Source organism: Schleiferilactobacillus shenzhenensis LY-73, from assembly GCF_000469325.1.
Lineage (GTDB): Bacteria > Bacillota > Bacilli > Lactobacillales > Lactobacillaceae > Schleiferilactobacillus > Schleiferilactobacillus shenzhenensis.
The window spans coordinates 35,920-43,852 of sequence record NZ_KI271599.1; the positions used below are offsets into that span (position 1 = coordinate 35,920).

The window sequence follows — 7,933 nt, forward strand, 5'->3', positions numbered from 1 at the left end:
GCGTCACCCTACATTCTCGGAGACTGGAAATGTCTCGCTCGATACGAGGCTCTGGCAGCCTCCTTCACGTGCGTTACAGCAATTTCCCAGAATCATGAAGTTCAGAGGGCCCCAATCGCCGGGCATCGCGACCCACCCCCGTTCCCAAAGGCGGCAGCGCGAAGCGCAACGCCGTAAATCTTTTTGGTTGCCTTCACAAGCCAAATGCCGTAGTATGGTGTTGTAAGCATTTTACTTATTTTTTATTAGTAACATGATCTCAAGGAGGGCTTTTTGAATGGCTGAAAAAATCAATGCGTCCGATGCAATGCTCAAGGTGTTGTTAGACTGGGGAATCGACACCATTTACGGGCTGCCTGGCGGGTCTTTCGACTCCACCATGAATGCCTTGTATAACTTGAAGGACCGGATGCATTACATCCAAGTCCGGCACGAAGAGGTCGGGGCCTTGGCGGCTGCCGGCCAGGCCAAGATTACGGGGCACATCGCGGCCACGTTCGGTTCTGCCGGCCCTGGTGCCGTCCACTTACTTAACGGCTTGTATGATGCTCAATATGACCATGTCCCGGTGCTGGCCTTGGTTGGTCAGGTCCCCACGGGTATTATGAACACCAGTTACTTCCAGGAAATGAACGAGAACCCGATGTTCGCCGACGTTTCTGTCTACAATCGTACCGCCATGACGGCGAAGCAGCTTCCGGCCGTCGTTGACGAGGCGATTCGCCAGGCCATCCGCCACAACGGGGTCGCCGTCGTGACGATTCCTAAGGATCTGGGCTGGACGCCAATCGACGACAACTACGTCAGCTCCGCGCCGACGTTCCAGAAACCGATCCTGCCTGAACCGGATCCGGACCGAATTGCCGAAGCGGCGAAGTTATTGAATGCCGCTAAGCGTCCGTTGATTTATGTCGGCAAGGGGTCCAAGGGTGCCGGCAAGGACATCATTGCGTTGTCCGACAAGCTGCATGCGCCGATCATGTCTACCGCGATTGCGAAGGGCATCGTGCCTGATGCCACCCCCGCATACATGGGCGCCGCCGGCCGGGTTGCCACCAAGCCCGGTGTCGAGACCTTGCAACAGGCAGATACGATTATTACCTTGGGTTCCGACATGCCGTTCCAGCAGTACTTTGAGAAACCTGACGCCACCTTCATCCAAGTCGATATCGATGGTACGAAGTTCACTCGCCGGCACAAGGTCGATCTGGCTATCCTCGCCGACGCCAAGAAGACTGTGCAAGCCTTGCTTGGTGCCGTGGAAGAAAAGCCGGAAAGCGGCTGGTACCGGGCGGCCTTGGCCAACCGTCAGAACTGGGACGAATGGGTCACCAGCTTTGAAAACGACGACCGCGTACCGCTGCGGGTGGAACCCATCTTCAAGGAAATTAACGACATGGCCACCAACGACGCCATCTTCCAAGTGGATGTCGGCAACGTCACCATCGACGGCTATCGTTTCTTGAAGCTGCATGACCAGCAGCAGTTCAGCACCAGCGCTTGGTACGCGACCATGGGCTACGGTGTCCCCGCAGCCATCGGTGCGCAGACCAAGTTCCCGGATCGGCAAGTATGGTCCATCTCCGGTGACGGCGGCTTCTCCATGGTGATGCAGGACATCATGACCGAAGTGAAGTACAAGCTGCCGATCATCAACGTCATTCTGTCCAACGACAGCCTGGGCTTCATTGAAGCCGAGCAGGACGATACCAAGCAGCCGCACTCCGGGGTCGCATTGCAAGATGCCGACTTCGGTCTGGCTGCCAAGGCCATGGGCGCGACCGGCTTCACAGTGCACACTCTGGCCGAGTTGAAGGACGCCTTCGCCCAGGCAAAGAATGCTGACGGTCCCGTCGTCATCGACGTGCACATTGCTAACGACCGGCCGCTGCCTGTTGAACAGCTGCAGATCGACCCGAAGACGCAGGACAAGGACGCTGTGGCGGCCTTCACGAAGAAGTATGAGACGGAAGGTTTAATTCCGCTCACGGACTTCCTCAGCAAAGAGAACGCATAATTCATTGCAAGAAGCACAATGAATTAGGAGAAGAAGCAGTTTGGGCAACCCGAGAGCTCGGGTTGCCTTTTTTTAAACCCCCAAACAATTATGTACCGATGCATCCAACATTTTAAGCAGTTTCCGTTGACAGCGTTTCCAAAATAGTTTATGCTCAACAAGTACCTATTTTGGTTAAGGAGATGTTCCATCATGACAAAAGGTTCTTTGGTTGCACGGATTGCACTTCTTCCGGCTGCGGCTCTGATTGGCACAGCTATTACCCCCCCCGATGGTAGCAGAAGCAGATACCATCGCACCGCTCCACGGGCAAGCATATACCAATGATGCAGCGTTCACGAATGCCGCATCATTCACATCCGAGCAGGTTAACATTCCCCTCGGCAATCCGCTTGCCCGGATGACCATTTCCGTAGAGGGCGGCACGTGGGAATATGGCGTCAAGTGGGGGCTCACGGGCTTTTATCAATTCTCTGATTTCAACCTTAAGAAGCGTTCCCACCGCACCACTGCATTTATGAACGACAACTGGTCGTATTCATCGTGGGTGTCTTCTGGTTGGGCGCGGGCATCAACTAAGGCATTCGGCTCATACGATAAACACAATTCCTACTACGACGTAAAGTAAACTGAAAGTTCAACAAAGGAGGCCATCAATCATGACCCTCAATAGGAGCATTGTGCGCTCTCTATTAGTCGGCGGATTGACTGTGTTTTCTTTTTTTGTGATGACGCTGCTGGTTTCTACTGTACAAAATGCCCGTGCAGAGAATGAGTTTCACGATTATTTCAGTGTTGAGGCAGCTTTTCCTGATGATGTCAACACACAGGACACCAGCCAGCAACTTGACCGTCTCCGTGAATTATCCAGCAAATACGGTATCGTGATCGCAAAAAAAGAAAATACATCTCGAGGAACGACAACCATTTATTCCAGTAATCCGCAATGGCATGGTAATTCAGCACTCGCTTCGGTGACCAATGTGTTTTATCCCAAACACGATGCTAGTCTCACAAGTTATTTCGCCAATCATGTCTTTTCTGGAACCTTTTTTATTCACGCTCCCGGATACTCGCTAGCCAAACTGCGAACGGCTCTGACCACTCAGTTGGCACTGTCACCTCACCAACTCAAACTCGCAAAAAGTCGTGATGGGCAGCAAAATAATTTGTATATTACTGTCGTAATCATTGTCGCTTCCATCGTTATTGCCGGTGCCTGGCTCATTGTGATTGCCAACGCCTATTATGGCAGCCAAAGATTTGTCAGTCTGCTTTACTTGCACGGTTACTCGCGTCGCCAAATTCTATGCGCTATTCTGGCGGCTAACCAAGAGAGTGCCTGGCTTATGGCAGCTCTTACAGCCGTCTTGGGTGTCATTGCTAAGATTGGAGTGCCCAAAGTATCTGGACTCGGCTGGGGACTTGTAGCAGTAACATCAGCAGGTTATCTGTCTGTGTTATTGGGAATTGCAGTACTCCTCTTCACTTTCCGCCTGTGCTTGACTGATGTTACGCAATTCGTTTTCCGGCCCGCTGTTCAATATCGGCGACTCTTCCTTTCAACAGTGATCACTACGCTGACTCTCACCAGCCTCATTGGCATCGCCGTTCAATTTGTATACCCGCCGGTCCGCAGTGCTGTTATTAATCTCAGCCAGCGCTATACAAACACCAAGGTGTTAACTGATTACCTCAACTATCCACGGACCGGTCCGCCAGCAAGCCAAAGCGATGCCACCGCTGTACTAAAGGAAATCACCAGCGCCAATCAATTTATCCAATCGTCAATCAGAAATAAGGCCATTATTTTCTACCCGGCATCGGATACGGTTGGTCGTTTATCGATTTCTTTGACGGGAAAACAGCATCTCAATCCTGGTTTCGGCCAAAACGAGATAACGGTGTCTCCGGAATATTTGAAAATTAATCCGTTATTCGATACGCGTGGCAGACGAATAAAAATCTCACCCCGTGATAGTGTGTATACTGTCTTGGTGCCAGAGCGCTACGCGTCTCAAAAAGACGCCGTCAAACGCTACCTCAAGACCCAACGGCAGTTTAACAACACGGTGGTTGGGAAAGAATTCCGGGCGAAACTTGGTCATGCTACACTCCCACAAGACAACAGCGTCCACATTATTACCATTCGAAATGGTCAGCCCTTGCTCACCTTCGATCCTTGGCTGCAAGGATTGCAAGATCCCCTGATCAATGTTGTCACTGCCGAAAATTTCTCAATGAGTACGGCAGTTTATGCCGATAATTTTTTGGGTTACACGGATGGCATCTTTCTGCCCAACAAACCAGAGCAAAACAAAAAAACAATCCAGACTGCGGGATTGTCTGCCACTTTTCCAAAATACACTCCCGCTGCTGACTATATTGGGAGTATGTACGATGCCCAAATAACAAACGGCTACACATTGTTTGCTGTTGTGGGCTTGTTGCTCCTCCTCGCTGTCTTCCTGACCTTGAACGGTAATGTGTATTACCTTGAATTCAGTGCCCAAAAGTTGACCCTGTTGCAACTGTTTGGCTGGCACCGAACCGGTTTTCTTGCGCGTATTGCCCTCCTCTTTTCGGGTGGCTGGTTGGCAGTCGGCGCCTATGAACTTTTGACCAACCAATTAGGAGCAGCATTGACACTGGCCTGTATTGCGGCTTTGTGCTTACTCCTCAGTCTTACTACATTAACGAAAGGAAGTGCATTGCCTCATGGAAATATCCATCAGCCACATCACCGTCGCTCTTGAACAGAAAACAATCATCAATGATTTCACCGGCCGCTTTCAAACCGGCCAGCTCATTGGCATCAAAGGGCCCAGTGGCGCGGGAAAAACCACGCTGCTCAATACAATTGGTCTGCTGCAAACACCGACGAGCGGCAGCATCACGATTGACGGGGAACCAGTGCTTAACTTGCATGAACGCCGCAAGCGCTACTTTTATCGCAATATTTTCGGCTTCGTTTTTCAGGATTTCAAGCTCTTGGATGATGCGTCGATTAAAAAGAATCTGGCGATTGGCACACGGTTCACCAAGCCGCATCAGGCGCTGACGATTCGTCAGGCGCTGACCGCTGTTGGCTTGCCCGGTGTCGATCAAAAGATGAAGGTCGCCAAACTTAGCGGCGGTGAAAAGCAGCGGCTGGCCTTGGCCAGAATAATGGTGAAACCCACACAAATCATTCTGGCTGATGAACCCACCGGCTCCCTCGACTCCGTCAATAGTGACGCCGTCTTCAATATTCTCGACCAAATTGCCCACCACGATAATAAGACCGTCATTGTGGTCACCCACGCTAACGCCTATGACAACGCCTTCGATCAGCTTTACCACCTGCCCGCGGAAGGATAAGACTTAAGTCCGTAGGCACATTGGCCAGGCATGATATACTAGACCTTGCAAACGAAAGTAAGGATGTGTGAAATGGTCTGGACAATATTCATGATTGCTCTGGATGCGGTATTGCTGGTGGGCTGTATCGTTTCTATCTACTGGCAGGCACAGATCGTCCTGCGCGCCCACTTCAATTACTGGCCGCTGATCCTGGGTATTTTGCTGATGTCCTGGGGCTGGGGCGGTTCCACGAACATGGACAGCTTCTCCCGCTGGCTGATCATTATCGGCCTCTCGGGCTTCCTGCTGAACTGCATCCAAGCCGGGGTCGGCGGCATCGGTGAAAAGCGGCTGGTGAACAACGGCTTCGTCTCCACGGTAATCCGCTACGACCGGCTCGCGGGGATCACCCTCGTCCCGGTGACCTTGCCCAACGGCAAAGACCGGGTCGTGGGCATCTTCATCACCACCGCCCAGCAGCGGGTCCAGTTGACTTTCTCACAAGCCTTACCGACGATTCAAGGTGAGTTGCGGAAACTGGTCCCTGGCTCGACGCCTATTGAAATTCAAAATATCGAACAATAATGACCGCCAAAAAGACCGTTGCACTCCCCCCGGGAAGCAACGGTCTTTTCTTACGCTCGTCTAGAGAATGTATTCACTCTGTACGTCGCGGATGAAGTCTGCAAATTCGGTGCGGGCGCGATTAATGGCGTCCAAGTTATGCTTGGTCAGAAGCTGTAAGAAGTGGAGGCGTTCAGCCACGAAGCGGTCACGCACAGGCCCGGAGGATTCCTGGCTCAGACGTTCCAGCTGGGTCAAAATCAACTGATTCTCGGCTTCGGCCCGACTCGGTACCGCGAAGGCCGCCAGCCGGTTCTTCGCCCGGGCTTGTTCTAAATCGTTGGTGGCATCGCGATCCAGGACAAAGACGCGGGTAGCGACCTCTTGGGTCGTGTCGTTACTGATGGCGACGGCCAGGTTCAGCTGATCATCGTAGGCAAAGCGAACCGAAACCTGGCGGGCAGCGGCCGCATTGGGAATGGCTAACTCGCCAAGAAACGCATCGTCCCGCGTGTGCTGGTGTTCCCCCAAGAACACCGGTACGCTGGTGGTGTGTTCCTCCGGATCCAGTGTGAAGGTGCACAATGCCTGGGTGGGCAGAGTGTCCCCGCGATTGACCAGCGGCACGAAGAAATCATCGACCACGCCGTTGGCCGTTTCCTGGGTGGCTTGCGTGCCAAAGGAGTGGGCACTGATCGGCAGCAGCGCCATTTCGCACAGCTGCCGGTACAGAACGGGTGCGCCGGCCGCCGTGGCCAAGCCTAAGACGACCCGGTCGCCCGGGGTTTGGTCCACGACGGGCAAACAGCGGCATAGTTTGGCAGCTTGGGCGCGGACAGCGGGCAGCTGTGCCCCCGCCCCGGCGAGTACGACCTGGTCCAAATCAGTCAGTGCCACGCCTGCCCCTTGGAGTACGCTGGTCAGCGGTGCCCGCATGGCAGCCAGCAGCGGCTGGAATACCCGGTTCAGGTTGGCGTTATCGGACTGGTAGCTTTCTTCCCGGTCCCCGGCGTTGATCAGCACCGTGTCGGCATGGTCGCCTTTCTTCACGTCTTCCATCTGGTCGAAGAGTTGGCGGTACAAGGTGCCGTCAATGGCGGTGAGATGCTGCTGAGCAGCGAAGTCGGCGACGAGCGCGTGGGTGAAATCGTCGCCGCCCAGATGATTAGCGACGGCTTGGCGCACCACTTGGGCCGCCCCGTCCGTGCGCTGAACCAGGCTGACGGTGAAATGATCCGCGCCCATGTCCAGAACCAGGATCCGCTCAATGTTGGTCACTTGCGGTGTGTCGGCCATCGTTGCGGCAGTCGCTTCCCCAATCAAGCGCAATACCGTCAGGCCGGCGAGGCGGGCGGCGTCAATGAGCGCGGCCCGCTGACGATTATCGAAGAACGTGGGCACGCTGAGTACCGCTTCGCTGACGGGCTCGCCGAGATACCGCTCGGCGTTGACCCGCAGACTCTTCAGTACCAGGGCCGTTAATTCGGTCGGTGTGAACGTCTCCCCCCGGAGAACGTAGCGCTTGCTGCTGCCTAAGAAAGGCTTGAACGCCGTCGCTGTCGCCGCCGGTGCGAGAACACTGCGGGTCTTCGCCACCGCCCCCACGGTGACTTCCCCAGCCGGTGCCACATTCACAATGGTCGGCGTCAGCTCGGCGCCCCATTCATTGGGAATGATGCGCGGCGCCTCGCCGTCGAAATAGCCCACCATCGCGTTGGCTGTGCCAAAATCAATACCGATGACCGTCATTCATTCTTCCCCCTCAACTTCTTTAACTTCCAGTTTACGGGAAGAAAGGCGGGTATTGAGTTTGATTTTTGAAGAAAATCTTTATTTGTGGTGACTGTGGACCGTACCAATACTGGATTTTCACGAACGCAGAGAACAACGGTATTGGTCGCTGTCCATTATTGTGGACAAATAAGGGATTGGGACAAAATTCCCCCTCGACGTCGTGCCAAAGCTCCGGCAAAACGGGCTGGAACGTGGTGGGCACGGCTTGAAGCCTTT

The 7,933-nt window shown here is 53.8% G+C and carries 7 protein-coding genes; 5 read left to right on the forward strand and 2 right to left on the reverse strand.

Annotated features, from left to right (window positions below):
• The first annotated feature begins 277 nt into the window (after positions 1-277).
• The 5 genes from spxB (at position 278) to L248_RS11295 (ending at position 5,944) form a co-directional block, all read left to right on the forward strand.
• Complete coding sequence (gene spxB / locus L248_RS11275; RefSeq protein ID WP_022530360.1) at positions 278-2,017, forward strand: pyruvate oxidase; 1,740 nt, start codon at positions 278-280, stop codon at positions 2,015-2,017.
• A gap of 271 nt (positions 2,018-2,288) precedes the next feature.
• The gene (locus L248_RS11280) at positions 2,289-2,645 is read left to right on the forward strand and encodes a lactococcin 972 family bacteriocin (RefSeq protein WP_022530361.1); all 357 of its coding nucleotides are present in this window, start codon (positions 2,289-2,291) and stop codon (positions 2,643-2,645) included.
• Between the two features lie 31 nt (positions 2,646-2,676).
• Positions 2,677-4,773: a hypothetical protein gene (locus tag L248_RS11285; protein ID WP_022530362.1), complete on the forward strand. Its 2,097-nt coding sequence runs from the start codon at positions 2,677-2,679 to the stop codon at positions 4,771-4,773.
• Positions 4,736-5,377 (forward strand): ATP-binding cassette domain-containing protein, encoded by a 642-nt coding sequence (locus tag L248_RS11290; protein ID WP_022530363.1) that lies wholly within the window; start codon positions 4,736-4,738, stop codon positions 5,375-5,377. The genes L248_RS11285 and L248_RS11290 overlap by 38 nt, the downstream gene beginning before the upstream one ends.
• Positions 5,378-5,449: 72 nt before the next feature.
• Positions 5,450-5,944 carry a hypothetical protein gene (locus L248_RS11295; protein ID WP_022530364.1) on the forward strand — a complete coding sequence of 165 codons (495 nt, stop codon included), beginning with the start codon at positions 5,450-5,452 and terminating at the stop codon, positions 5,942-5,944.
• 60 nt (positions 5,945-6,004) lie between these two features.
• Here the strand turns inward: L248_RS11295 and L248_RS11300 are convergent, their stop codons facing one another.
• Positions 6,005-7,672, reverse strand: coding sequence for an Hsp70 family protein (locus L248_RS11300; RefSeq protein ID WP_022530365.1), 1,668 nt, complete (start codon positions 7,670-7,672; stop codon positions 6,005-6,007).
• Positions 7,673-7,706: 34 nt separating this feature from the next.
• Positions 7,707-7,933: hypothetical protein (locus L248_RS16230; protein ID WP_220095319.1), on the reverse strand; the 227-nt coding region annotated here is incomplete at its 5' end.

Excerpts from the sequence above, each read along its gene's own strand:
- L248_RS11285 (WP_022530362.1), top strand. The coding sequence starts at position 2,677 with ATGACCCTCAATAGGAGCATTGTGCGCTCTCTATTAGTCGGCGGATTG.
- L248_RS11295 (WP_022530364.1), top strand. The coding sequence starts at position 5,450 with ATGGTCTGGACAATATTCATGATTGCTCTGGATGCGGTATTGCTGGTG.
- L248_RS11280 (WP_022530361.1), top strand. The coding sequence starts at position 2,289 with ATGGTAGCAGAAGCAGATACCATCGCACCGCTCCACGGGCAAGCATAT.
- L248_RS11300 (WP_022530365.1), bottom strand. The coding sequence starts at position 7,672 with ATGACGGTCATCGGTATTGATTTTGGCACAGCCAACGCGATGGTGGGC.
- L248_RS11290 (WP_022530363.1), top strand. The coding sequence starts at position 4,736 with ATGGAAATATCCATCAGCCACATCACCGTCGCTCTTGAACAGAAAACA.
- spxB (WP_022530360.1), top strand. The coding sequence starts at position 278 with ATGGCTGAAAAAATCAATGCGTCCGATGCAATGCTCAAGGTGTTGTTA.